The organism is Micromonospora sp. NPDC049102 (assembly GCF_043197485.1).
In the GTDB taxonomy this organism is placed as follows: Bacteria; Actinomycetota; Actinomycetes; order Mycobacteriales; family Micromonosporaceae; genus Micromonospora.
In genome coordinates, this window is sequence record NZ_JBICTE010000005.1 from 177,328 (window position 1) to 201,715 (window position 24,388).

The window sequence follows — 24,388 nt, forward strand, 5'->3', positions numbered from 1 at the left end:
CTGCGCGCAGGCGTCGACCTTCGCCGACAGGGAGCGGCAGGCTTCGCCAAAGTGCTGTGATCGACTGAGCGACGCTTGGCGGCGGGGCGGCACGAAAGGCAGGCGGGCGGGGTCGGCGGCGCCGACGACCCTCATAGCTCACCCACGGCGAAGGGGCTGGCGCAGGAGGCAGCGGTGAGCCGAGGTGAACCGCGCGACCGCCTGCACCCACTACTATGCATAGGTGATTGTCTGGGTGTCCTCCTTTCCCCGGTCAGGCAACACCTTCCTTCGGATTGTCCTCAACCGGCTCTACGGCCTAAGGACATCCGTCGTCTATGACGTCGATGGCGTGGCTCAGCGCCTGGGCGCCGATCTGGTCGGCTTCACAGAACGTCCCGCACCAATCGAGGTCATGCGCGAGTCGTGTGAGCTTCACTTCGTGAAGACGCACCGACAGCGCGACGACCAGATCGACGAGATGGACAAGGTTATGTGCCTGGTCAGGGATGGCCGCGATGCGCTTGTCTCGTGGGCTCGCCAAACGAGCGAAACAGATGCCACAAGGTTCGAGACGGAGTTGCGCGCCATGATCACCCAGCGGAGCACGGTCGGAACCGGCAGTTGGGGACGCAACGTACTGAGCTGGCTGCTGCCAGAGGCGCCTCACCGAGTGGCACTGCGGTACGAGGAACTCGTCCTGCGGCCGAGGGCTGCCATCGAACGAGTAATGCAAACGTTGGTACCCCAGCTCGGACCCCTCGCCGACGCCCAGATCCCGTCGTTCGCCGAGCTTAAACAATCCGACGACCGTTTCTTCCGTAGAGGACTAACCAACACCCACCGCGACGAACTGCCCGCAGAGCTTCACCAACTCTTCTGGGCGCAGTCCGACAACGTCGCCGCGATGCAGCTACTCGGTTACGGCACCAAGACGAAGGATTCGCAACGAACGTGAGGGCCCGTCCTTCGCTCAGCGGATGGCCGCCGACGACCGGCAGGCCAAGATTGACGTTGCGGCTGATCGGGAGCGTCGATGCCGAGCAGGTAAGGCCGGTGCGCAGTACCAGGTAGCGCTCCTGGAACGTGGTGAAGGTCTGCGCTGGGCCGTAGAGATGGCCGCAGAGCCGGCGCCTTGCTGATGTGCGACTCGCGGCGACGTGGCATGGCGTTCCAACGATCATAGGGACACAATGCGTAGGTGACGCATCACGGTGAGCGGGTGCCTGATCACCTACTGGTCAGGATTGAGCAGCGGGACGACCCGGTGTCGGTGGTCTCGGAGGACGACGCCCGGAAACGCTCGATCGCCTATCCGACGCTCATGTGGAGCATGCCAATCTTTGGCTTCGCCCAGCAGGTCGATGGCCGATGGCGGATCCTTCGGCTCACCGCCGACGAGCCTCAGCATGCCCGCGACGGCCTCGCGTCCCACTTCCGCAAGCTTCACAGCGAACTGCCAAAGATCGACGAGCACGCAACCGAGCGGGCGGCGTACGAGGCGGCGTACGAGGCGGCGTACGAGCTGCTCGACTGGGAGCCGCTCGATGAGCTCACCGTCAACGGCCTGCACTACCGGATCATTCGCGCCCAACCGTTCATCCGGATGGGCCCGGATGGGCCCGAGCCGCCCCGACCTACCGACCCCGACCCGTACCCACCGGGCAAAGCGGAACGGGTCGCGTCGTCCATCGACGGGTTCGTCATCGACCCGACCGTGGGCACCGGGCTCACCGACGGACTCGTCCGGATGGAAATGATCTCGGGTTACCTGACGTCGGAGGTCGTCTCGGACAATGTGCGCGCAGACTCCCGGCGGGCGCTCACCACCCATCCGAACGTGGTGCTGCTCCCCGTCTGTTACACCATCGGGGGTTACGTCGACGGCGGTTGGCGGCCCCGAACGGCGGCCATGTACCCGACGCCGCAGGCGGCACGGGACGCAGGTTCCTTCTCTATGGGAGACGTCGCGCTTGACGAGAACACCCCGTTCGAGCACGTCATGGCGGCGTACGAACGCGCCCGCGCAGCGCACCAGCCTCCACGTACTGACGACTTCGAGGTGCAGGGCGTGCTGTGCCGGGTGACCCGGGTCGAGATCTTCGTCCGGGTCGGCCCCGACGGTCCGGAAGGGCCACGCCCATCAGACCGGGACTCGTATCCACCGCCCGCTCGGCAGGTCCACGACCTTCGCGAGCAGGGTTTGATGCCCGATCCAGACTGACCCGGCTACAGCCGCGTAAGGCAAGCCGCGAGGCGTTCGCGGCGACTGGCAGCCGCATCTGCCTCACGTCAAGTGGATCTGCCGCACGTGTGCGTACCGAGGAGTCCTGCGATCCATTGCAGGTTCTCGGCGGTCTTGTCGGCGGGCAGCCGGCTGACCTTTGGCCGCGTCGGAGGTTCTCACCGGATGTCGGTCATTCTTTGCCATCGATCTGTCGTTTCCCTGGCGGTGTCGCCAGAACGAATGAGACGCAGGGCCAGCGATCCGCCTCAGCGAAGTTGACGCAACTTGTCAGATCCCGAGCGGTCTTGCCGTCCGAGGATGCTTGCCAGTTCTGCCAGGGTGTCCTCGCCCAGCATGGAGGGGTTGGTCGCCATTGCCTCGAGCAAGCTCTTGACCTGATCGGACGGAAGTTCTGCTAGCGAGTGCGTCAACTCCGCAAGGCCTTCGCCACCGACGATGTTGGCGCTAGTCACGAGCCTCATCTGCTCGTCGCTGTACGCTCGAGCAGCGAGGGCCGCTAGGTACCGAGCCTGCGCCTCTGCACTCGACATATTGGGGCGGCCTTCTTCAGACTCCTCAGTCAGTTTCTGAGACGGCTCGACAGCGGTCCCCTCCATAACAGGGGCCTTCTTCTGCGCCTTGCGCCGCGAGCGACGCTCAAGCATCTTGGCCCGATGGGCATCGATGGCTGGACGAGCCGTTTCCCGCCACCACAGCTCCGCGAAGGGCTTGGCTTTGGCGATCCCACGGTCGATCAAGTGGTAGACCAGGTCATGGATGGCCTGATTGAGTTCTTCCTCTTCCCGAGTTCGGCGGCGCCGTTCGACGGGGACGTAGACCGTCTCAGTGACGACAAGAGGCTCGGGTTCGCATCCGTCGTCGGGGATGAACCGAGCGCTGCCCTTGAGGTTGCCTTCGCTGTCGAAGAGGTTCTGGTGGAGGCCGCCTTCCCTCTTCTGTCCCGGCGTGAGGTCATCGTCGTCCCACTCGTAGTGCCCCTTGATGCGCCCCATGTCGCCGAACTGTAGTTGCTGCGGCCACGGATCCCTGTGAACCCGCCAGCACCCCGGGACCGGGTGGACCTCCGCCGCGCCATCGGCGCCTCATCGACATGCCGACACCGACAAGTGCACCGACAGGCCGATGAGAAACCGAAAGATCTAGTGAGTACCAACATTCATGATCAACTCAAGCGGACACCGCGAGCGGCCATGAACGCGAATGGTTCGGTGGCGTTGGCGCTACCTGGTGGGTTGCTGGTGTGGGTTTCGAAGTGCAGGTGAGGGCCACTGGAGTGGCCGCTGGTGCCGACGACGCCGATCTGTTGTCCGGTGCTGACGGTTTGCCCGACGGCGACGTACGGGCGGTGGAGCATGTGGCAGTAGCGGGTCGCGGTGTCGTCGGCGTGGCGGATCTGGACGTACCATCCTCAGCCTGGCGTGTTGAGTGAGCCGTCGATGTCGCAGTTGGCGCTGCCGCATTTGGCGGTGATGACGATTCCGGCGCTGGCGGCGTAGATCGGTGTTCCCTTGGGTGCGGCGACGTCCACGCCGTCGTGGGTGGGGCGTTCGGGTGTGCGGAAGCCGCTGGTGAAGGTGCCGTTGACGGGCTTGACCCAGGTGCCGGCTCCTGGTGAGCAGGTGAGGCTGCCGTCGGTGAGGGCGTTGACGATGGCGGTGGCGAGGGGTTCGTGTTGGGCGTAGGCGTCGGGGAAGGCGCTGACCTGGACGCGCTGGGCTACGACGGTCAGGGGGAGGGTTTCCCAGCCTGGTATGCCACGCATCTTGGTGAAGAACTTGGTGGCGGAGATGGCCGGGGTCATGAGTTCCTGGACGGTGCCCCATCCGCCTGCTCCGTCGGGCGGGAGCGGTCGTTGTTGAAAGAGTCCGACGCTGTCATGGTCGGCGCCGACGCCGTCGTGGGGGAGGGTCAGGGACCGGGGGACGTTCGCGTTGGCAAGGTTCCTGAGGTGGGACTCCTGCAGGGCGGTGGCGATGCCGATCACGGCGGCTCTGGCGGGCAGCTTCATCTGAACAGACGCGGTGTAAATGCTCTGGGCGTGCGCCAGAGCGGTCGGCGCGAGGTCCTTCAACTCGGCCTGTGCTGTGCTTCCGGGTGCCAGGGCGGGTAGGCAGCCGGTGGTGGAGGCGGCGGGTTCGAGGCTGCCGCTGCCAGTGGCCGCGACGGCGACGCTGAGGGCGAGCGCCAGGGGTACGAGGGGTGCGAGCGTGAGCGGTCTCATCGCCGCCTCGGCGGGGGCGTAGGCATGGGGCACCTCGGACGGACGCAGGTCAGCCTGTATGCGATTGCAAACGGCACGAAGTGTCGCCGAGGATAGCCGAGCGAGGCACTCAGCTGTCAACTATCGCTAACGGGATCAGGTGAGACCGGCGAAGATCAGGCCCGCGACGATGGTGCCGAGGAGCCCGCCGTCGACGACCTGCGCCGTGGTGTGGTCGTGCAGCGCGACGCGGGACCATCCCACTGCCGCCACGACGACGGCCAGGGCGGCGATCGCGAGGGCGGGTAGCTGGCTGGCCAGCATGGTCGTGGCGCCGGCGGCCACGGCGGTGTGCACGCTGATCTTCCAGCGCAGGGTGACGACGGCGAGTGCCGCGAGGGTGGCGAACATGGCCAGGGTGAGGGCGATGACGGCACGGGGTGCGTCGCCGACGGCCATGGCGCCGATGCCGATCCCGACCGAGGTGAGGATGAGGGTCATGACGGTGAGGCGGTGGCTGCGTACGCCGAGATGCCGGTCGGCCCATCGCCCGGCGCTGACGCCCCGCTTGATCAGCAGGACCGGGATGACTGCGGCGAACACCGCGCTGACGATGCCCCATCCGAGGCCCGTCCACCGGCCGGCGGTCCAGCCGGTGATGAAGCTGACGGCGATGATCCAGGTTTTCGGGTCGAGCCAGTCGGTGACCCGGCGGGCAGTGCGGGAATCGGCGGTGAGGGTGGCGGTCATCGGTGCGGCTCCGGTGCGGTGCTTGCGTGGGTCAGGGCATCCCGCACCGCCGTGGTGTCCCAGACGCGGGCGAGGTCAAGCAGCCGGGTGAGCCGTTCGACCGGGTTTGGCGACGTGGGCGGCGGGGTGTAGGGGGCGGCGGGCGTAACCGTGGGCGGCAGGGCCTGGGCGATGCGGAGCAGGCTGGCTTCGGTCGTTGCCGCGAGATGGCTGGTGAGCCCTTGGGTGGCAAGGCGGTCGTGGATGCGGTGGACGAGCTGCCCATCGGTACGGCGGTACAGGTCGTGGATCGTGTCGTGGAGTTCGACGACGTGACGGGAGAGCCGTTCGCGGGGACTGAGCCCGGGTGGATCGAGGCGGTGGTCGGCAGGCACGAGATCGTGCCAGAGCGGGCCGAGTGTCCGTAGATGCCAGCGGGCTCTCAGGTTGGCTCGCGTTCCGGGCGCACCGGCGATGGTGAGCCCGGCCGTGATGAACAGCATGGCCAGGTACTTGATGCCGTCGGAGAGGTCGACGTAGAAGATGTCACCGCGGCTTGGTGGGCCGACGGCGAGACGTGCGCCGAAGTAGGCGGCCCGATAGAGGGCGTACCCGGTGCCGATGCTGCATCCGACGACGAGCACCAGTTGACCGGCGCGTACGACGCGGTGTCGGCTGGCCCGGTGGGCGCGGCGGAACAGCCGGGCGGACAGGGTTATCGCGACGCCGAGGTACACCGTCCAGCTCAGGATGTACGCGGTGGCGATGGGTTTGCCGGCCGCCTGGTCAGCGAAGTCCTCGGAATCGACGCGGGGCATCGTCCAGAACAGGCAGGTCATGATGACGACGGTGACCGCCAGGCCGGCCAGGGAAACGCGACGCCGGACATGGGTGGCCATGCCCAGGACGGCAAGGTCGAACAGGGCCGCCACCGCCACGAGTCCGGCGACGTGTTTCACCAGGACGCCCGCGCCGTGTACGCCAGCGAGCTGGTCGATTGCGTGCGCGATCGGCTCGACGCGGACCGTCATCGACACGGCCAGCCCGGTGATGGCCGCCCACACCGCACGGTGAGCGGGCCCGCTGTGTAGGGCGTGTACCCGAGCGACTGACACGATCCACAACGCGGCCACCACGACGAGTTCGGCGGCGGAGGGTTCAGACATCGTCGAGCGCGAGGGCGGATGCCACCTGAGACAGCCCGGCGGGCGCGCCAGGCGCGGCACGGCCGGCACGGTCGATGATGACGGTGGCCATCATCTCGGCTTCGCGCTCCTGGTCGCTGGTGAAGTCGTGTCGGCCGAGCATGGCGCGTACGACGGTCATGTCGAGGTCCGGCAGCAGAATCTCGCCGAGGTCGACGTCGGATGCCTCGTGGCCCCACAGCATGTGGCCGACCTCGTGCGCCGTGATGTGGTCCTGCTCCCACGAGCTGCGGGTGGGGTCCACGAAGATCAGGTCCTGGGTGGCGGTGTGCACCCACAGCCCGGAGTGCTGGCCCGACCGCGAGGGCGCGGGAAGGTCGCGCAGGGTCACGGGCCGTCGTCGGTGCCGGGCGATGGCGGCGGCGAGAGCGTGCCGGTCAAAGGGGGACGGGACCACGATGCCGTTGTCATCGAGTAGCTGCTCGCACCGCCGCCGCAGATCGCGTAGGTGTGCCTGACTCTCGGGTCCGGCGGCCCGTGGTCGGCGCATTGCCTCTCCCATCGACTGGCGAGCCGGGGCACAGGGCAATCCGGCTGTGGGGCGATGAGTCAGGCTAGTGGCCTGCCGTGGTGCGGCGTCAAGCCGAAGTCCCAGGTCAGAGGCATTTCACACTTGGTTGGGTGGGAGCGTCCCATCGCTGTCGACCTCCGACAGACCCTCAATGCGGCGGGCGTACCGTAGCTGCGCCTTGATCGGCTCGAGGGCCTCGGCCGACAGCCCGGTGGCGAGCCGGGCGAGTTCCCGCACCCCGTCGTCGCGCAGCTCGGTGACGATCTCCAGTTGCGCGTCAACACGTTCCGCGACGATGTCATCGCTGAAGTAGGTCACCGGGACGCCGAACAGCTGGGAAACCCAGGCGAGCTTGTCCAGGCTCGGGGTTTTGCGCTGGCCGGTGCGGATCTGTTGGAGGTAGACCGGAGAGATCACCGCTTCGCCACCGGCCAGTTCGGCGATCTTCGCCGCCGCCTCGCGGTAGCTGTAAGGGCGGCCCAGCGTCGCGGGGTAGACCGTGCGGAACAGGTGATCCAGGCGTGCGGCGACGCGGTGGGTCCTGTCGTCGGTCGTCATCCCGGCATTGGCCTTCCTGTACGCGCGTCGGTCAAGCCTGCAATGACAGCAATCGCAGACGCAAGTTGCCACATGACCTTTGTCACCCAGTCGGGTCTACCCCTGCGGACGGCGGGCTGCTTAAAGTCTGATCCTGCTGTACGCGATTGCTAACACCCCTGGTCAGCTCGCGGCGGCGTGTCCCTCCGCTCTGCAAGGAGTTCCTCATGCACACCCTTTCCTCGGCCCTGTCCGTGCTCGCCGACGTGCCCAACCCGGCTCCGGCTGACCCGACGGGTGGCAGCAACGGCATCTCGCTGCTGCTGTCGTACGTCAAGTGGGGTGCACTGATCGGGTGCGCCATCGCCGCCCTCGCCTCGGGCGGCCTGATGGCCGTCGGGAAGCTCTCCAACCGGCCCGGCACCGCTGAGATGGGCAAGAGCGCCTTCATCTGGTCGCTCGGAGGGGTGATCGTCACCGCCATGGCGATCCCCCTGGTCAACACCGTCTTCGGCGCAGCGAACTGAGCCGAGCCGTGAACGCCTTCATTGATCCGGGACCGCGCCGCGCCCGGTGGGTCGTCATCGCCTGCGGAGCACTCGCGGCCCTGGTCGCGGCCACCGGACTGATCGTCTGGGTGCTGAAACCCCATCCCGGTGACGCCAAAACGGCGACGCCGGGCGCGTTGGCGCCCACGGCCACCGGATCCTCAACGTCAGTTCCGAGCGGGCCGGTTCAGCTGGGCGCCGGTAGCCAGATGGTGCAGGGCATCGCGGTGGGGCACCCGCACTCACCAGCGGGTGCGGTGACGGCCGGCACGGAATACCTCACGCAGGTGCTGTCGAACCTGGATCCGGATCGCGCGCGGACGATCGCCACCGTGATCGCCGACCCCTCGTTCGCCGACGCCAGCGACTACCTCGCCGAGGGGGCGGTGAACCTGCGGCGAACCCTCGGCGTGTCCACGATCGGGCCGGTGCCGCTGGGCGCGTCGCTCACCTTCGGACCGGCCGCCTACCAGCTTCGCGACGCCACACCGGACACGACGACCGTGCTGGTCCTCGGCTACCTGTCCACCACCGCGCCCGGCCGGCAGGTCGCCTCCACCATCGGCGTGTACCCGATCCGGCTGCACTGGGCCGCCACCGACTGGAAGGTCCTCCCGCCGGACCCGGCGGACGCCACCGACTACACCAGCCTTGCGGCTCAGCCCGGCAGTGTCGAGGCCGCCGCCCGAGGTTGGCAGGAAATCACCTCGTGAACGCCGCAGCCTGCGACCCGCTCAACGGCCAGATCAGCGGCTGCACCCCGGGCGGCATCATCGACGGCGCTGCGGCCAACGCCTGGGAGTCAGTCTGCCGCTCGTTCGCCGACGCCGCGACATCGCTGCTGAAGACCTTCGCCGATGCGTTCGTCGCGTTTCCCAACCTCGACCTGATGAGCATCGACCAGCCACTGGCGATCTCGCGGTGGCTGGCGATGGGCATTGCCGCCCTACTACTGCTCCTCCAGGTCGTCCGGACCGTCGCCACCCGCGACGGCTCCCCGCTGGCACAGGGACTCGTCGGCGCGGGTAAGGCGGTGCTGGCGTTCCTCGTCACGATGGTCGTCGCCAACGCCGCCCTGATCGCCGCCGACGAAGTCAGCCGCGGCATCATCAACCGATCCCTGGGCGGCAACGAGGGCCTCAAGGCCAAACTCACCGTCCTGTTCCAGATGGGCTCGGTCACCGGCTCCTCGGGGTCGCTGATGCTCATCCTCGCGCTGGTCGGCATCGCGCTCACGCTGGTGCTGTGGTTTGAGCTGCTACTGCGCAACGCCGCGATCGCGGTATTGCTGGCCACCTCGCCCATCGCCGCCGTCGGCAACATGTCGGAGACGACGCAGAGTTGGTGGTCGAAGCTCTGCGGCGCCACCATCCAGCTGATCATCCTCAAGCCGGTGATCGCGCTGGTCTTCGCGATCGGGTTCGGCGTTCTCGGAGACCCGACCGACCCCACTCGGGCCAAGGACGTGACCACCCTGCTGACCGGCATGTTGGTGCTGCTCATGGCCGTCGTCGCGTGGCCGGTCATCGCCCGCTTCTTCACCTTCGCCACCGTGCAGGCCGCCGCCGGTGGCGGGCTCGCCGGGATGCTGGGCTTCGCCGCTGGTAGGGCGAACGCCAGCGGCCCGCCGAGCGGGGTGAACCCGGCTCAGTTCAGCCAGGCCAGTGAGGCACGCACCCTCGCCTCGGCTGCCGGCAAGAGCGGCGCCGCTGGCAGCGCGGCAGGTGGTAGCGCCGGCGCGGCGGGAGGCGCGACCGCGGCACTCGGGGCGGTCGCCGCGCCGATCGCGGTCGCCGCCGCCGGCGTCGACCTGGCCCAGCGGGCGGTCAACTCCCTGGCCGGGCGGATGGAACAAACCGCCGGGCACGCTGGCGTACACGGTGCGAACCCGCATGCCCGCCCGGCGGGCTACTCCCGGTACGCCGGAAGCTGGACTGGCGCCCTCACCGGCACCGCTGGCCGCTCCGCCGCATCAACCGGCCCCACCGGAAGCTCTACCGCAACGGCTGAAGCGAACCCTCGAATCCCGGCCTCCTCCGGTGACATGACCGGACCCGCTCCGACGTCTGCGCCGAGTCGAGCGGCCGAAGCCGTTCCACCGCCGCTCCACACGCCTCCACCGGCCCCGGAGACCAACGAGACGCCAAGACTCTCGGCCAGCGCCGCGAGTTCGGCCGCGCCTCCGACCCAACCAAGGGGGGCGGGCGTACCCGATCCAGCGCCGCCAGCCCCGCATGACCCTCCATCCGCTAACCCAACCGAGGAGGCCGACCGGTGAGCACCCCCACCGCCGAGCACCGCACCCGCAGCTACTTCGGATGGCAGCACGAGAAGGTCGCATTCCTGTTCGGGATGACCCTGCAACGGGTCACGATGCTCGCCGGCGCCGTCCTGGCGGGGATCTGGCCGCTCGCCGCCGCCCGACCCGCCGCCGGTGCGGTGCTCTGGCCGCTCGCCGTCGTGTTGGCGACGTTGGCGTTCCTGCGCGTCGGAGGCCGCACCACCGACGAGTGGGTGCTGGCGTTCACCTCCTATCACTGGGGCCGCTCCCGCACCCGGCACCGCTTCCTCTCCGCCGCGTTCGCTCCTGCCCCGGCCGACGTGACGGCCGCGAAACCGATGGACCTGCCCGGAGTTCTGGCGCCGCTGACGATTCTGGAGGCGCAGGGTCCGTCGGGGCAGCCGCTCGCGGTGGCGTACCACCGTCTGGACCGCACCTACACCGCGGTCGCGCGAGTCCGGTACTCCGGAATCAGCCTGGTCGACTCCGCCCGCCGGGACCAACGCGTCGCCGGCTGGGGCGCGCTGCTGGCCGGGCTGTGCACAGAGGGGAACCCGATCGTGCGGGTGCAGGCGCTGCAGCGCATCGTCCCAGAGTCCGGAGCGGCGCTGCGCCGCTGGCACGTCGACCACGTCGCCGCCACCGCGCCGACTGAGGCCGTCGCGGTCACCAGCGATCTGCTCACCGCCGCCGCCCTGTCCAGCAGCGGCCGGGAGGCGTACCTGGCGTTCACGATGGACCACCGCCGCGCGGCCGGGGCGATCAAGAGCGCCGGTGGGGGCAGCGTCGCCGCCGCGGACATCCTCACCCGGCACCTGCGAGCCCTGTCCGCGTCGATCGCCGGCGCGGACCTGCAGATCGAGTCCTGGCTAGGCCCCCGCGACCTCGCCGAGGTCATCCGCACCGCCTACGACCCGCACGCCGGCCGGCACCTCGCCGAACGCCGCGCCAACGCCACCACCCCGGGTGCCGACGGTCTGCCCGCCGGCGTCGACCCGGCCGTCGCAGGCCCCGCCGCCGCGCTCAGCTCCCCGGGCAGCTACGCCCACGACGGCGCCCACTCCGTCACGTACTGGATCCACGACTGGCCCCGCAACCAGGTCTACTCCACCGTCCTCGCCCCGCTCCTCGGCGACGGCGTGCACCGACGGGCGTACTCCATGCACATCGAACCGCTCGGGCCGCGCGAGGCGTCCCGCAAGGTGATGGGGGAGCGGACCCGCCGCTCCGTCGCCGTGGGGATGCGGCACCGCACCCAGCAGATCGTGCCCGAGCACGAGCGGCAGGCCCTGGCGCGCGCCGAGGCGCAGGACGCCGAACTCGCCGCCGGCCACGGCCTGGTCCGCTTCACCGGCTACGTCACCGTGACCGTCACCGACCCGGCCCAGACCGAGGACGCCTGCGCGGCACTGGAGGCCGACGCCGCCGCAGCCCGCATCGAGCTGCGCCGCATGTGGTACGCCCACGACACCGGCTTCGTGATGGGCGCCCTCCCGCTCGGCTTCGGCCTGCCCCGGAAGCGGTGGTGAGCCCGATGCTGCGGCGTACCCGACGCAACAACCTGCCGGTCGCCGACCTGAGCGACCTCCTCGGCGACCTCCCGACCCCGACCACGCCTGCCGCTGCTCCCTCGAAGCCGGGGCGGGCCCGACCGGAGCCGACGCCGCCGCGGCGCGGATGGCCGCGACCGTTCGCCGGGCAGGCAGCCCGCGCCCCGCAGATCCCCGTCTTCCGGGCCTCCACCGGCCAGATGCAGGGCCTCTACCCGTGGCTGTACGGGCAGACGATGCCCCCAGCTGGCACCTACATCGGTATCGACACCCAGTCCGGAGGCAGCTTCTCCTGCCACCCCATCGAGTGGCTACGCCTGCAACTGATCACCAACCCGAACTTCCTCATCACCGGCGTACCCGGCTCCGGGAAGTCCGCCACCATCAAACTGCTCTGCTACCGGCTGATGGCCTACGGCGTGCGCGCCTTCGTCCTCGGTGACATCAAGAACGAGTACGCCACCCTTGCCCGCCACCTCGGCGTCGAGCCCCTCGAACTCGGGCCGGGCCTCGGCAACCGACTCAACCCCCTCGACAGCGGACCTCTCGGCCGCAACCTTCCCGGCGACACGGAGAAGCTCCGCGAGCGGCTGGACGAGATCCACCGCAGGCGCATCACTCTGCTCTCCTCGCTGCTGGTGATGCGCCTTGGTCGGGCACTGTCCCCGACCGAGGAAGCGGCCCTGTCCCTGGCCATCAAGCACGCCTCCGGCGAGGCCACCGGCGACAGCGACCTCACCGACCCGACCATCCCCGCTGTCTGGGCGCTGCTGCGCGACCCGCTGCCGGACATGGCCTCCGAACTGCGGGTCCGTGGCGACGACATCGGGGAACTACGGGAGATGATCCGCCCGACGGCCGACGCCCTCGGCAACATGGTCCAGGGGTCGTTGAGCGGCCTGTTCGACGGGCCGACGACCATCCGCCTCGACTTCGACGCCCCCATCCAGACCGTCGACCTGTCCCGCATCGACGGCCGCGGCGACGAGACCGTCGCCATGACCCTGGCCTGCGTCTCCTCCTGGGGGCAGGCCGCCATCGACGAACCCGGCGGGCCCGTCCGCATGGTCATCCGTGACGAACTCTGGCGGGCCATGCGCGTCCCCGCCATGATCCGCAAGGTCGACTCCGACCTGCGGCTGTCCCGCGCCCAAGGAACGATCCAGGTGCTCAGCACCCACCGGCTCGCCGACTTCGAAGCCGTCGGCCCGGCCGGCAGCGAAGAGGTCACCATCGCCAGCAACCTCATCGCCTCCTGCGACGTGCGGGTCTGCCTGCGCCAGGACACCGCGCCGCTGGCCATGACCAAGGACCAGATCGGGCTCACCGACACCGAGTGCGCCCACATCGCCTCCTGGTCCGGCGAGCACGTCGGCCGGGCGCTGTGGAAGATCGGCCGGCAGCCCAGCCAGATCGTGCAGACCATCCTCACCCCGCAGGAACGCCAGCTGTTCTACACCAACGAACGAATGGCGGTGTAGATGAGCGGCAACACCACGCGGCTCGGTGGGAGTCTCACCAGCGGCTCTGACTGGGTGGTGGGTGCCATCGTCGCGGTGGCCGCTGGCAGCATGCTCGGCATCTGGCTGACCGGCCAGGTCGCCGGGCTGCTGGCGCTGCACTGGCCGGCTACCTCCCCAGCCGACGCGTACGGCATCGCTCTCGCCCTGCCCCGGCACCTCAGCGACCCTCGACTGGCCTGGCCACCACGCGACCAGGGCCAGCTGCCAGGTCCGATCCGTTTCTACACCGCCGCCGTGCTCGTCACCGGCACCCTCTCCACAGCGGGAGCGGTGCTGTGGCAGCGGTGGGGCAACGGACGCCAGGCCCGGGGGATGGCATCGCGGCAGCAGCTGCGGCGCACCCTCTCCGCCGAGGCCGTCCTGCGGTCGGCCCCGCGCCTGCGGCCCGGACTGGCTGATAAGCCGAAGCTGGCGGACGTCGCGGTGCCGTTGGGCGACGCCGGATCGATGCGCCTGCACGCAGGGCTCGAATCCTCCGTGCTCCTGGTCGCACCGCCCCGGCAGGGCAAGACCAGCCAGGTCATCATCCCGTGGCTGCGCGGTTTCCCCGGCGCCGCAGTCGTCACCTCCGTACGTCCCGACGTCCTGGAGAACACCGCCACGCTTCGGGCCGGAACGGCGTGGGTGATGGAGCTGACCGGCGACCTCACCTGGCCGCACCGCATCGCCTGGAGCCCCATCGCCGGCTGCGACCGATACGACATCGCCCGCAAGCGGGCCGGCGTGATGATCCAGGTCGGAAAGCAGGAGAACACCGACACCACCAACGCCGGGTTCTTCGGCATGACCGCCACCAACCTGACGGCCGCCTGGCTGCACACCGCCGCCCTCACCGGCCGGACCATGACAGACATCCTGGCCTGGTCAACCGACGACACCAACGACCAGCCCGTGAAGCTCCTCCGCGACGCCTACGGCGCCCGCGACGGAGTCCTGAAAATGCTCGACGGGTTCTACCGCCAACCGCACACCACCCGGTCCAACCTGTGGGCCACCGTCCAGACCGGCACCAGTTGCCTCTTCGGCGAAGCCGCCCACCACGTCTTCGCCGGGACGGTCAACGAATCCTTCGACATCGAGGCGTTCCTGCGCTCCGGCACCGACACCGTGTACCTGCTCGTTGACGAACAACAGGCCGAAGCCCTCGCTCCACTCGTCACCGCCTTCGTCGACGAGATCACCACCACCGCGAAACGCCTCGCACTGCGCGCCCCCACCGGCCGGCTGGACCCGCCCCTGGGTCTGATCCTCGACGAGGTCACCAACGTCGTCCCGCTTCCGGACCTACCGCAGCTGATGTCCTACGCCGCCGGCAGCGGCATCTTCGTCACCGCCGTCCTGCAGAACCTCGCCGCCGCCGAACAACGCTGGCGGGCCGTGGGCCGCCGAATGCTCTGGGCCAACTCCACCATCAAGATCGCCCTCGGCGGCCTCGCCGGCGACGACCTCGACGACTTCTCCCAACTCGCCGGCACCTACCGCGAAACCCTCCTCGTCCCGCAACGCAACGACCGCGGCGTCACCGTCCAGACCACCGTCACCGACCGCAAAACCATGTCCCCCGAAGCGATCCGCACCCTCAACGAGCAGCGCCGGGAGGCACTGGTCATCCATGCCACCACCCCGGCCGTCCTCACCCGCATGGCCCGGCACTACGAAAGCCGACACGCCAAGGAGTACGCGGACGCGGTCCGCCACGCCCGCACCCTGATGGGCCACACCCCGGAGACCCCGCGATGACCATCGACCCACCGGCCGCTGCGGCATCAGACGCTCCTGTACGGCCGATCCGAGAGTGGCACGCCCTCACTACCGAAGAGCAGAGCGCCGAGTGGACGGCACTGGTCGGTTGGGTCACCTGGATCCACGACCTCTACGAACTCTCCCGAGAAGAGCGACTGCCGCTGTGCTGGCCACAGCACCCCGGCCTCGTCGAAGAACTCCGCAGCCTCAAGTTCTGGCGCGACGTCACCTACACCAGCCGCGACAGCGGCGGCGCCCATTCCCCCCGCTCCTGGCACGGAGAACTGCGCCAAACCCTCGCCGCCGCAGGTAACTTCTGGGCACCGACCTGCCGGGCGGGTCACACCAGCGCCGCTCTACTGAGCGAGGCGCACCCCGACCTCGCCCAACGCTGGCACGCCCACGGGCCGCCGCTGATGGCCTCCAGCCCCGCCCCCGGCCCGGCCAGCAGCCTGCCCGACACGATCGCCGACGCGGAGATGACCACGGCCCTTGACCAAGGCGAGGCCCGGCCACACAGCCGCAGCATGCCCTACTACGCCCACCTCGCCGGCGCGTGGTGGACCCGCAGCAGCGACGGCGCGACGTGGCTTCGGTGTACCGACCCCAACCACCACGCACACCTCGACGACACCAGCGCCCGCATGCGCGCCGCCGACACCATCCGCGACCAGCTCACAAAGCAGTAAGGACCCGCCATGAGTGACCTGATCATGCGCGCGGAGCAGGGCGTTCTCGGTGCCCTCCTCGCCGATCCGAACCAGCCCCTCATCACCGACAACCTCATCAGCGACGACTTCAGCCACCCCGCCCACCGAGCCATCTACAGCGCCATCCTGGACACCCCCGCCACCGGCGACGACCCCGGACTGATCGTTGCCGCTGTCGTCACGATCGTCGACCGGCCCGACGTAGACACCAACCTGCTCAACGCCCTCGCCGCCGCCGCCCCGGATGACCAGCGTGTTCGGGCCTACAGCCAGATCGTCATCCAAGCCGCCTTCGACCGCGACACCATCGACTTCGCCGAGCCCTACCTCGCCGCCGCGACGCAGACCACCGATCCGGTCGCCCGGGACGCACTCGCCCGCCTCGGCCAGGCCCTCACCGTCCAAGCGGAAGTCTTCGCCCCCGCCAGCACGATCGATCCGGACCGGGGCCTTTCCATACCCGCAGTCGTGGCTCTGGCCGCCGTCGACCTGCATCCCGAAGACGCGGTCATCGCCGATCTTCTGCAGCATCCCGAGCAAGCCCGCGACGTTGCCGCCTGGCTGACCTCCGACGTCTTCACGACCGACGAACGGCGCCTCACCTACGAACTCGCGGTCTCGATCGCCTACGACCACGACCCCATCGACGCGGTCATCCTCGCCTGGAACGTCGAACGCGCACGGGAGATCCAATCACTCTGGGGCCCACACCAGCAGCGTCCAGAGACCCTGGACCACTACACCCACCTCGCCCGCCTGGAGGTCACCGCCGTCGCAGTCGGGACCGCCGTCACCATCGGTCACTACCTTGTCTCCGAACACGTCACGGTCACGCTCACCCACAGTGCCAGCGCAGCCGAGGCCGCCGCTACCGCCCGCTCCGCGGAAGTCGAAGGCCCAGTTGCCGGGCTGGAACCGCCACACGAATCCAGCCCAACCCTCGACGCCCCTCGTATCGAGCTGTGAAGGGAGTGCCAGCCATGAACACGAACCCCGAACCCGCGACCACCACCAGCGCCGGCGCCCCGCCCCGCACACCGCGCACCATCAGCCACGACGAGATGCGCCATCACGAAGAGCAACAGCGGGCCACCCGCCTCTCCCCGCGAGACCGACACCACATGTTCGTCCACCACGACGGCGCCTGGTGGATTGGCGACCACGACGGCTACGTCGAGATCACCAGCGAGGAGCAGACCCTCAGGCTCGACCGGTGGCACGAGCGGCTCAACAACGGCGCGCTCTGGGCTTGAAAAATTGGACGGGACCCGCCGAGGCTCGGCTGCGGCTGAAGCGGCACTTGGACGTTCACGCTATGGATCTGCGCTCCGCGTCGATAGCTGCGCTATTGCGCCGCGTGGGCCAGATCGGGCAGACCCTTGTCCTCGGTGTCATCGAACGACGGGCGGGCCAGTATTCAACTTGGCGGTCGTCGTGGCCGGCGGTGATTTCCTCCGCGTCTATCGCAAAATCCACCTAATGCCGGGAGAGTCGCTCTTCACTCCGAGTCAGGACTACCCAACCTTCGAGGTTAAGGCGTGCGATCTATTGACCGGACTACCAGGCTGGAATGTCGGCCCACTCTTTCGGTATAGGGTGCATCCGATGCCCAACGCTCCGCGTTGACCCCTCGCAGCGCCGCCGCCTCGACGAGATCACCACGAACTTCGAAGAGCGTATTAGGAGGCAAAAGCGAACGACTGGCTCGGCGAAGTTCAAGGTCTCCAGATCAGCCTCGAAGCCATTCGGTCGGAGTTGGCCAGCCTCGACCGCCGTCTTTTCCCGCCCTAGCCGGTCAATCTCGGGATGCCCTCATCCAAGGCGAGCCTCGGCCATGACCCACGCTCTCGCCCATTCGGCCGGGCAGTCAGCCCTCGGCTGCAGGCGGTTCGCAAGGAGCCTGCGCGGAAGGTAGTAAATCTTAATGCGCCGATTCGGCTCTACAGTCAGAGGGAGTTCAAGCTTGTGGGGGCCGCACACGCCGCAAATCGTACCGTCGATCTCGACATGCTCGACGAATAGGGCCCCTCTGCCCGTGTTCATCACGGTAACCATTAGTACCGGAAGGCCGGATGAACTGTCGTCTTTGGCGCGTTGTCCGTGGGGCCACGGAACGCGAAAGAACCTGTCTCCCGTGGTCAGCACGCCGTAGTGAAGAGTGGTCTTCGGGCGCCCCACGGATCCCCTTCCATTGGTGCCGGCTCCAGGCTAACGCTATTAGACTTAGAATAAGCGATGCTGCACTGATGTAGACGCTCATCACTCAAATGTAGTCTGCGAGTGCAATCCAACAGTCAGCCATGACGCGCTAAACGGCAGCCTCGGTGGCCCAGGGTCCCGGCAAAGTCGTGACGGTGTCTGACTTGCGAGGCTTGAAGTAGAAGCGCCGCTGTTGGTGGCAGCAAGACGGGCATGACCTGTTCGGAAGATCATCAAGGTTCCTACGCCATTCTGATCGCCGAAGTGAGTCATGCCCGCGCTGCCATCATCGCTGATCTCGTCCTTGTCCCATGCACCGGCTCTGACCGTGTCGCAAACCGCTGGTGGGCTGTCCACGGCGCTCGCTGGTCTGCCTGATCCACGGGCCCGGCGAGGTGTCCGGCACCGGCTGACGGTCGTGGTCACCGCAGCCGTGTGTGCCGTGGTCGCCGGCTACCGCTCGTACGCCGCGATCGCCGAATGGGTCGCCGACGTGCCGGCCCCGACGGCTCTCGCCCTGGGCATGACTCCCGACCGGCGCCCATCGGAGGCGATGATCCGTCGACTGCTGCAGGCCATGGACCCGCAGCTCCTGACCGCGGCAATCGGCGTCTGGCTCGCCGGCCGGACCACCGCGGCGACCCCGCAGGCGATCGCCGTCGACGGCAAGGCCCTGCGCGGCTCCCGCACCCCCAACACCCCGGCCCGGCATGTGATGGCCGCCTGCGACCAGGCCACCGGTGTGGTCCTGGGCAGCATCGACGTCGACGGCAAGACCAACGAGATCACCCGGTTCGCGCCCCTGCTCGACCAACTCGCCGACCTGCGCAACACCGTGATCACCGCTGATGCCCTGCACTGCCAACGCGAGCACGTCACCTACCTCGCGCAACGCGGGGCCCACTGGATCCTGACCGTCAAAGGCAACCAACCCCACCTACACGCCCAACTCACCGCACTGCCCTGGCGGGCAGTGCCCGACGCCACCCGTGACACCGACCGCGGACACGGCCGCCGCGAGATCCGCAGCTGCAAGATCCTGAGCATCTCCACCGGCATCGACTTCCCGAACGCCGCCCAGGCCATCCAGATCCGCCGCCGCAGACGCCGCCTGGACCAGCCGAAACGCTTCACCACCGAGACCGTCTACGCCATCACCGACCTCCGCGTCCACCAGGCCAAACCAGCACAACTAGCCGCCTGGGTCCGCGGCCACTGGTCGATCGAGAACAAGGTCCACTGGGTACGCGACGTCACCTACGACGAAGACCGATCCCAGATCCGCACCGGCACCGGCCCCGAAGTCATGGCCGCACTGCGCAACGCCGCCATCGGCGCCCTACGCCTGACCGGAGTCACCACAGCTACTCAGCCAGGCACGCCGCGACGTTCAGGCGCTGATGCGATGGGCATGAACCGGACGACCGCCGGCGCGCCGGTCCAGCTCAGCCCTGTGGGCGGCTCACAGGCACCTTGCCCACGCGCGCACGCTCGCAGACATGCTGCGGTACCGGGCGGTGTGCATGATCCCTTCCAGGATCACGTGGTAGCCGTGGTCGAAGGCAGAAGCGAACGTTCTGCGCGATGAGCGCGGGTGCCAGGCCGCCTGGCTTGTCGCGTTCTCTGAGCAGGATCCGACGGATGTGGTCTTGGCCGACCATGGCGCAGCCGCGCCCGTGTCGACGCCGCAACGCCGTGGCGAGGGTGCTCTTCCCGGCGCCGGAGTTGCCGCGGATGCTGATGAGGATCGTCTCAGAGGTGCCGGTGGGCGCCGCTTGGTCCATGACGGTTCTCCTCAACGCGAGGCGGGTAGGTGCTGTTGCGGGATGGGGCTGTCCTCGCTCGGGGTGGCGTCGTAGCCGGCGGCCTGGAGCGAGAACAGTTCGGCGTACCGGCCGCCGGTGGCGATGAGGTCGTCGTGGCTGCCGGCCTCGACCAGCCGGCCGTGGTGCAGGACGAAGATCCGGTCGGCGTGGCGGACGTTCGCGAGCCGGTGGGTGATGAGGATCGTGGTGGCTCGTCCTTTGCGGTCGCGGATGGCCTGGAAGAGGGCGTCTTCGGCGCGGGGGTCGAGCGCGGAGGACGGTTCGTCCATGATGAGCAGTTCGGCGTCGCGTAGGAAGCCGCGGGCGGCGGTGATGCGCTGCCACTGCCCGCCGGAGAGTTCCCCTGATGGTTCCTGCGTGTTGTTATTGCCGATCGAGTCCCTCCCGCACGGGGTCGAAACGGGTCTACAGGAACTGAGCACAGACGTTGCACCTTCGCACGCAAGCAGCATCGTGTCCCGAGCGCCCCTGTGGTCGACAACCTACCCAGGATCATGTCCGCGATCCCGCTCCCACGCGAACACGGCGACAGCTAAAGACGCTCTCGCCGTGGCCCTCAGACTCCGCCGCCGTACCCCTGATCCAGCCAGCGGGAGCTGCACCCCAAACTGCCCGTCGGGACACTGCGCGCACAGGAGAAACCCGGTCGGCCGACGAGGGCGCATCGTTGGGACGCCGCGCCTTTCCGGCGGCAGACAAGGCGACCAGCGACCGAAATCCTGGTCCGGTAGCGCCTGTTGGGCGTCGATCGGAGTACGCCGCGAACCGGTCGCCGACTACATCGGGAAATGGGCCGGACTGCTGGAGGGCCGGCCCGTACTCATCGATCGGTTCCTCGACCACGCTGTCGAGATCGATGTGGACGCCCTGTACGACGCGGTGTCCGGGGCCTGATCAACATACAGATGGCCCTGGCCGGCGACGGGCTCTACGTTCTGGAGGCCAATCCGTGGGCCTCTCGTACGCTCCCGTTCGTCTCCAAGACCACCGGCATCCCGCTGGCGAAGGCTGCGGCCCGTATCGCCGCCGGTGTGAGCATCGCCGAACTCCGAAGCGAAGGCCTCCTTCCCAAACAGCGGGACGGTGGGAGCACGCCGCTGCACGGACCGGTCGCGGTGAAGGAGTCCGTGCTGCCGTGGAATCGGTTCCGCGACCCGGAGGGCGAGGGCTCGATCCGCGCCTCGGGCCCGAGATGCGGTCCACCGGCGAGGTGATGGCCATCGACGAGGACTTCGGTATGGTCTTCGCAAAGGCGCAGATCGCCGCACAGGGCGCGCTCCCCCGCCACGGCCGGGCCTTCCTCGCCCTGGCCCGGAGGGACTGCCGCGCCGCCCTGCACCCGGCGCGGTTGCTCGTCGATCGGGGATTCGAGCTGCTGTCGGACGGCGAGACGGCGAAGGTGCTGCTGCGCCACGGCATCCGGGCGACCACGGTCGAGCACGGGGTGGCGGGCGACATCGATGACCTGATCCACCGAGGTCTCATCGGTCTCGTCGTTGACACCCGGCCCGGCCCGGCCCGGCGCCGGGCCGGGCCGGGCGTCGGGCCCGGGCGGAGGCGGTCGCCCGGGGAATTCCATTCGTGACGACCGTCGAGGCGTTCTCGGCCGCCGCGCAGAGCATCGCGACTCGCGCCGGGGCGGACTGGCTCATCACCTCACTGCAGCAACACCTGGCCGAACTCCGCAGCTCCGACGACCTCTTCGATTCACCAGCTGAGGCTCGGTCCGATCACTGACGGTAAGTGGAGAGGAAGGTGCGGATCCGGGAGACAGCGTCGTCGAGGACCTCCGTCGGGGCCAGGAAGACCAGACGGAGATGGTCGGGTGTATCGAGGTTGAAGCCGGTGCCGTGGGAGATCAGAAGATGCTGCTGCTCCAAGAGGTCGATCACCAGGCGTTCGTCGTCGTGGATCTTGTGGATCTGGGGATCGAGGCGGGCGAAGAGGTAGAGGGCGCCGGCCGGTTTGAAGCAGTCGACGCCGGGGATGTCGACAAGGGCTCGCCAGGCGTGGTCGCGCTGTTCCAGCAGGCGGCCGCCGGGGCGGATTAGCTCGTCGATGCTCTGGTAGCCGCCGAGCGCGGTCTGGATGGCGTGCTGAGCCGGCACGTTCGGGCACACGCGCATGTTGGCCAGCAGCTGAAGCCCGTCCAGGTAGTCGGAGTCGCTGCTGCCGAAGCCGCTGGTGGTGAGCCAGCCGGAGCGAAATCCCGCGGCTCGGTAGACCTTGGAAAGGCCGCCCATGCTGACCACCGGCAGGTCCGGCGCGAGGGCGGCGAGCGTGTGGTGCGTCGCTCCGTCGTACACGATCTTGTCGTAGATCTCGTCGGCGAAGATCAGCAGGCCGTGCTTGCGGGCCAGCTCGATCATGCCGAGCAGCACTTCCTCGGAGTAGACCGCGCCGGTCGGGTTGTTCGGGTTGATCACCACGAGCGCGCGGGTACGTTCGGTGATCTGCGACGCCATGTGCTCAAGGTCAGGGGCCCAGCCAGCGCTCTCGTCACAGCGGTAATGCATCGCGCGACCGCTGCACAGGTTCACCGCGCCGGTCCAGAGTGGATAGTCCGGGCTCGGCACCAGCACCTCGTCGCCCGTGTTCAGCAGCGCCTGGAGCACCATCACGATCAGCTCGGAGACCCCGTTGCCGAGCAGCACGTCGTCCGGTTGCACGCCGGTCACGCCGAGCGTCTGGTAATGCTGGGCCACCGCGACGCGGGCGGAGTAGATGCCGCGTGCGTCGCTGTACCCCTCGGCATTCACGATGTTCTGCACGACGTCGGCGACGATCGGATCCGGCGTGGCCAGGCCCCACGGCGCCGGGTTGCCCAGGTTCAGCTTGAGAATCCGGTGCCCGGAAGCCTCCAGCTCATGGGCCCGGCGCAGGACCGGGCCGCGGATGTCGTACCGGACAGTTCTCAGTCGCTGTGCCTGCTGCATCGAACCCCTCCGCGAAACATCATGTACCGACGCTCGATGCTAACGGCCTTTTGTCTCCTTCGTAACCTTCGTGGGCTGTCGGTTGTGGCGTTCGGCCGCTGGTCGCCGCGCCGGACGCGCTCCGCAGGGGCATTGCAGAGATCCACGGTGACCTATTATAGGCAGAGAGATTCTTCGATACCCGAACGGGAGAAGAACTAGTGAGCGCATCGACCACTCAGGCCGTACCCGAAGTCCCGGTCTACCTCCGTCGGGACGGGTTCACCCCGGCACCCGACCTGAGCCGGCTCCGGGACGCCGGCCGCGTCGAACGGGTCACCACCCCTTTCGGCGCGACCGCCTGGTTGCTGACCCGCCACGAGGACGTGCGGACCGTACTGACCGAAACGGCACGGTTCAGCAATGAGGTACGGGTCGTGCCGCACCTGCCCGAGCTGGACGACCTCTCCGAGGACGAACGCTGGCCGCTCCGCTTCGGTAACCTGCTCGGCCTGGACCCGCCCGAGCACACCCGGCTTCGGCGAATGCTGACGGGTGAGTTCACGGTCCGCCGGATCCGCGCGCTCGAGCCGCAGGTACGGCGCATCGTCGACGATCAGCTGGCGGCGGTGGAGCGTGCCGGGTCACCGGTCGATCTCGCCGCCGAGTACGCATTGCCCGTGCCCTCCCTCGTGGTCTGCGAGCTGCTCGGCGTCCCGACCGCCGACCGGGCCGGCTTCAACGCGCTGACGTGCCGCCTCATCGACGTCTCGGTGCCGATCCGGGAACGGCTGCGAGTCGGCCGCGAGCTGCGCGACTACATGTCCGACCTGGTGGACCGCGCCCGGCTCGCACCCGGTGACGACATCATCGGCATGTTGATCCGCGATCACGGTCCCGAACTCACCCAGGCCGAGCTCGCGGGCCTGGCCAACTTCCTGCTCCTCGCCGGCCACGAGACGACCGCCAACATGCTCGCCCTGGGCACCCTGGCCCTGCTGCGTCACCCGGACCAGCTCGCCCGGGTGCGCGACGACCCGGCCGCGGTGGGACCGGCCGTCGAGGAACTGCTGCGGTGGCTGAGCGTCGTGCAGGCACCGGTGGCGCGGCAGGTCCGCGAGGAAACCGAGTTCGGTGGCGTACGCATCCCGGCCGGTGATCTCGTCCTGCTGTCGCTGCCGGCCGCCAACCGGGATCCGGCCGCCGTCGAGCGCCCGGACGAGCTGGACATATCGCGTGGAGCGGTCGGTCACCTCGCGTTCGGCTACGGCGTTCACCACTGCATCGGCGCGCCGCTGGCGCGAATGGAGCTGAAGGTCGGGCTGCCCGCACTGCTGCAGCGCTTCCCCGGCCTGCGGCTTGAGCCGGACGGGGCGGTCTTCCGCCCGTCCCACGTCTTCTACGGCCTCGAAAAACTGGTCGTGAGCTGGTAGCCGCGTCCCGCGGCCCGACAAACAGGAGGTAGTGCTGTGCCTGAACACCTGTCGGTGGATTCGGACGTCTGCATCGGCGCCGGACTCTGCGTGCTAGCTCAGCCGAGCGTCTTCGACCAGGACGACGACGGCATCGTGCTCGTGCTCGTGGAGTCACCGCCGGTCGAGGACGACGTCCGCCGGGCGGTCGCGACCTGTCCGTCCGGCGCGCTGAGCCTGCGCGCCGACGGCTCGCTCTGACCGTACCGCCG

General features: G+C 68.6%; 24 protein-coding genes and 3 pseudogenes. 17 read left to right on the top strand and 10 right to left on the bottom strand.

Annotation, left to right across the window (positions count from 1 at the left end; genetic code table 11):
- Positions 1-223 precede the first annotated feature (223 nt).
- Both ACGFH9_RS08275 and ACGFH9_RS08280 read left to right on the top strand, forming a co-directional pair.
- Entirely contained in the window at positions 224-937 is a 714-nt protein-coding gene (locus ACGFH9_RS08275; RefSeq protein WP_393216873.1) for a sulfotransferase domain-containing protein, read from the top strand.
- A 243-nt stretch (positions 938-1,180) separates the two neighbouring features.
- On the top strand, positions 1,181-2,203 hold the full coding sequence (locus ACGFH9_RS08280; RefSeq protein ID WP_393216875.1) for a DUF5954 family protein: 1,023 nt from the start codon (positions 1,181-1,183) through the stop codon (positions 2,201-2,203).
- Between the two features lie 269 nt (positions 2,204-2,472).
- Here the strand turns inward: ACGFH9_RS08280 and ACGFH9_RS08285 are convergent, their stop codons facing one another.
- From ACGFH9_RS08285 to ACGFH9_RS08315, 7 genes and pseudogenes are all read right to left on the bottom strand, one after another.
- Positions 2,473-3,219: a hypothetical protein gene (locus ACGFH9_RS08285; RefSeq protein ID WP_393216877.1), complete on the bottom strand. Its 747-nt coding sequence runs from the start codon at positions 3,217-3,219 to the stop codon at positions 2,473-2,475.
- A 170-nt stretch (positions 3,220-3,389) separates the two neighbouring features.
- Positions 3,390-3,623: pseudogene (locus ACGFH9_RS08290) on the bottom strand (M23 family metallopeptidase); the annotation flags it as partial.
- 12 nt (positions 3,624-3,635) lie between these two features.
- Positions 3,636-4,448 (bottom strand): M23 family metallopeptidase, encoded by an 813-nt coding sequence (locus tag ACGFH9_RS08295; protein ID WP_393216879.1) that lies wholly within the window; start codon positions 4,446-4,448, stop codon positions 3,636-3,638.
- Between the two features lie 135 nt (positions 4,449-4,583).
- Complete coding sequence (locus tag ACGFH9_RS08300) at positions 4,584-5,177, bottom strand: phosphoesterase PA-phosphatase (RefSeq protein ID WP_393216881.1); 594 nt, start codon at positions 5,175-5,177, stop codon at positions 4,584-4,586.
- Positions 5,174-6,322 carry an MAB_1171c family putative transporter gene (locus ACGFH9_RS08305; protein WP_393216883.1) on the bottom strand — a complete coding sequence of 383 codons (1,149 nt, stop codon included), beginning with the start codon at positions 6,320-6,322 and terminating at the stop codon, positions 5,174-5,176. Before ACGFH9_RS08305 ends, ACGFH9_RS08300 begins: the two co-directional genes overlap by 4 nt.
- On the bottom strand, positions 6,315-6,851 hold the full coding sequence (locus ACGFH9_RS08310; protein WP_357396172.1) for a hypothetical protein: 537 nt from the start codon (positions 6,849-6,851) through the stop codon (positions 6,315-6,317). Before ACGFH9_RS08310 ends, ACGFH9_RS08305 begins: the two co-directional genes overlap by 8 nt.
- Before the next feature lie 117 nt (positions 6,852-6,968).
- Entirely contained in the window at positions 6,969-7,430 is a 462-nt protein-coding gene (locus ACGFH9_RS08315; RefSeq protein WP_393216886.1) for an XRE family transcriptional regulator, read from the bottom strand.
- Between the two features lie 206 nt (positions 7,431-7,636).
- Here ACGFH9_RS08315 and ACGFH9_RS08320 point away from each other — a divergent pair, with 206 nt between their 5' ends.
- The 10 genes and pseudogenes from ACGFH9_RS08320 to ACGFH9_RS08365 form a co-directional block, all read left to right on the top strand.
- Positions 7,637-7,936 (top strand): hypothetical protein, encoded by a 300-nt coding sequence (locus tag ACGFH9_RS08320; protein WP_328654499.1) that lies wholly within the window; start codon positions 7,637-7,639, stop codon positions 7,934-7,936.
- Positions 7,937-7,944: 8 nt separating this feature from the next.
- On the top strand, positions 7,945-8,670 hold the full coding sequence (locus ACGFH9_RS08325; protein ID WP_393216888.1) for a hypothetical protein: 726 nt from the start codon (positions 7,945-7,947) through the stop codon (positions 8,668-8,670).
- Positions 8,667-10,235: a type IV secretion system protein gene (locus tag ACGFH9_RS08330; RefSeq protein WP_393216890.1), complete on the top strand. Its 1,569-nt coding sequence runs from the start codon at positions 8,667-8,669 to the stop codon at positions 10,233-10,235. The genes ACGFH9_RS08325 and ACGFH9_RS08330 overlap by 4 nt, the downstream gene beginning before the upstream one ends.
- Complete coding sequence (locus tag ACGFH9_RS08335) at positions 10,232-11,767, top strand: SCO6880 family protein (protein WP_393216892.1); 1,536 nt, start codon at positions 10,232-10,234, stop codon at positions 11,765-11,767. Before ACGFH9_RS08330 ends, ACGFH9_RS08335 begins: the two co-directional genes overlap by 4 nt.
- 5 nt (positions 11,768-11,772) lie before the next feature.
- Positions 11,773-13,269 carry a VirB4 family type IV secretion system protein gene (locus ACGFH9_RS08340; RefSeq protein ID WP_393216894.1) on the top strand — a complete coding sequence of 499 codons (1,497 nt, stop codon included), beginning with the start codon at positions 11,773-11,775 and terminating at the stop codon, positions 13,267-13,269.
- A complete protein-coding gene (locus ACGFH9_RS08345; protein ID WP_393216896.1) occupies positions 13,270-15,051 on the top strand; it encodes a type IV secretory system conjugative DNA transfer family protein in 1,782 nt (593 codons plus the stop codon).
- Positions 15,048-15,743 carry a hypothetical protein gene (locus ACGFH9_RS08350; RefSeq protein WP_393216898.1) on the top strand — a complete coding sequence of 232 codons (696 nt, stop codon included), beginning with the start codon at positions 15,048-15,050 and terminating at the stop codon, positions 15,741-15,743. Before ACGFH9_RS08345 ends, ACGFH9_RS08350 begins: the two co-directional genes overlap by 4 nt.
- A 9-nt stretch (positions 15,744-15,752) precedes the next feature.
- Positions 15,753-16,730, top strand: a complete 978-nt coding sequence (locus tag ACGFH9_RS08355; RefSeq protein ID WP_393216900.1) for a DnaB-like helicase N-terminal domain-containing protein — start codon at positions 15,753-15,755, stop codon at positions 16,728-16,730.
- Positions 16,731-16,744: 14 nt separating this feature from the next.
- Positions 16,745-17,017 carry a hypothetical protein gene (locus ACGFH9_RS08360; protein ID WP_393216902.1) on the top strand — a complete coding sequence of 91 codons (273 nt, stop codon included), beginning with the start codon at positions 16,745-16,747 and terminating at the stop codon, positions 17,015-17,017.
- 1,217 nt (positions 17,018-18,234) lie between these two features.
- A pseudogene (locus tag ACGFH9_RS08365) lies at positions 18,235-19,236 on the top strand (ISAs1 family transposase); the annotation flags it as partial.
- A 210-nt stretch (positions 19,237-19,446) separates the two neighbouring features.
- On the opposite strand, the pseudogene ACGFH9_RS08370 reads toward ACGFH9_RS08365, so the two are convergent.
- Both ACGFH9_RS08370 and ACGFH9_RS08375 read right to left on the bottom strand, forming a co-directional pair.
- Positions 19,447-19,747 (bottom strand): annotated as a pseudogene (locus ACGFH9_RS08370) (kinase); the annotation flags it as partial.
- Between the two features lie 11 nt (positions 19,748-19,758).
- The gene (locus ACGFH9_RS08375; protein WP_393216904.1) at positions 19,759-20,241 is read right to left on the bottom strand and encodes an ATP-binding cassette domain-containing protein; all 483 of its coding nucleotides are present in this window, start codon (positions 20,239-20,241) and stop codon (positions 19,759-19,761) included.
- A 336-nt stretch (positions 20,242-20,577) separates the two neighbouring features.
- On the opposite strand from ACGFH9_RS08375, the gene ACGFH9_RS08380 reads away from it, so the two are divergent.
- From ACGFH9_RS08380 to ACGFH9_RS08390, 3 genes are read left to right on the top strand one after another with little or no spacing between them, the layout of a single operon-like run.
- Positions 20,578-21,003 (top strand): hypothetical protein, encoded by a 426-nt coding sequence (locus ACGFH9_RS08380; protein ID WP_393216906.1) that lies wholly within the window; start codon positions 20,578-20,580, stop codon positions 21,001-21,003.
- The gene (locus ACGFH9_RS08385) at positions 20,982-21,374 is read left to right on the top strand and encodes a hypothetical protein (RefSeq protein ID WP_393217020.1); all 393 of its coding nucleotides are present in this window, start codon (positions 20,982-20,984) and stop codon (positions 21,372-21,374) included. Before ACGFH9_RS08380 ends, ACGFH9_RS08385 begins: the two co-directional genes overlap by 22 nt.
- Positions 21,371-21,526 carry a hypothetical protein gene (locus tag ACGFH9_RS08390; RefSeq protein WP_393216908.1) on the top strand — a complete coding sequence of 52 codons (156 nt, stop codon included), beginning with the start codon at positions 21,371-21,373 and terminating at the stop codon, positions 21,524-21,526. The genes ACGFH9_RS08385 and ACGFH9_RS08390 overlap by 4 nt, the downstream gene beginning before the upstream one ends.
- On the opposite strand, the gene ACGFH9_RS08395 is transcribed toward ACGFH9_RS08390, so the two are convergent.
- Positions 21,520-22,725, bottom strand: a complete 1,206-nt coding sequence (locus tag ACGFH9_RS08395) for a pyridoxal phosphate-dependent aminotransferase (protein ID WP_393216910.1) — start codon at positions 22,723-22,725, stop codon at positions 21,520-21,522. The two genes, ACGFH9_RS08390 and ACGFH9_RS08395, sit on opposite strands and share 7 nt — an antisense overlap.
- Before the next feature lie 200 nt (positions 22,726-22,925).
- Between ACGFH9_RS08395 and ACGFH9_RS08400 the strand changes: the two genes are divergently transcribed.
- Together ACGFH9_RS08400 and ACGFH9_RS08405 are read left to right on the top strand one after the other, a co-directional pair.
- The gene (locus ACGFH9_RS08400; protein WP_393216912.1) at positions 22,926-24,137 is read left to right on the top strand and encodes a cytochrome P450; all 1,212 of its coding nucleotides are present in this window, start codon (positions 22,926-22,928) and stop codon (positions 24,135-24,137) included.
- Between the two features lie 36 nt (positions 24,138-24,173).
- Positions 24,174-24,377: a ferredoxin gene (locus ACGFH9_RS08405; RefSeq protein ID WP_393216914.1), complete on the top strand. Its 204-nt coding sequence runs from the start codon at positions 24,174-24,176 to the stop codon at positions 24,375-24,377.
- Positions 24,378-24,388: the final 11 nt, after the last annotated feature.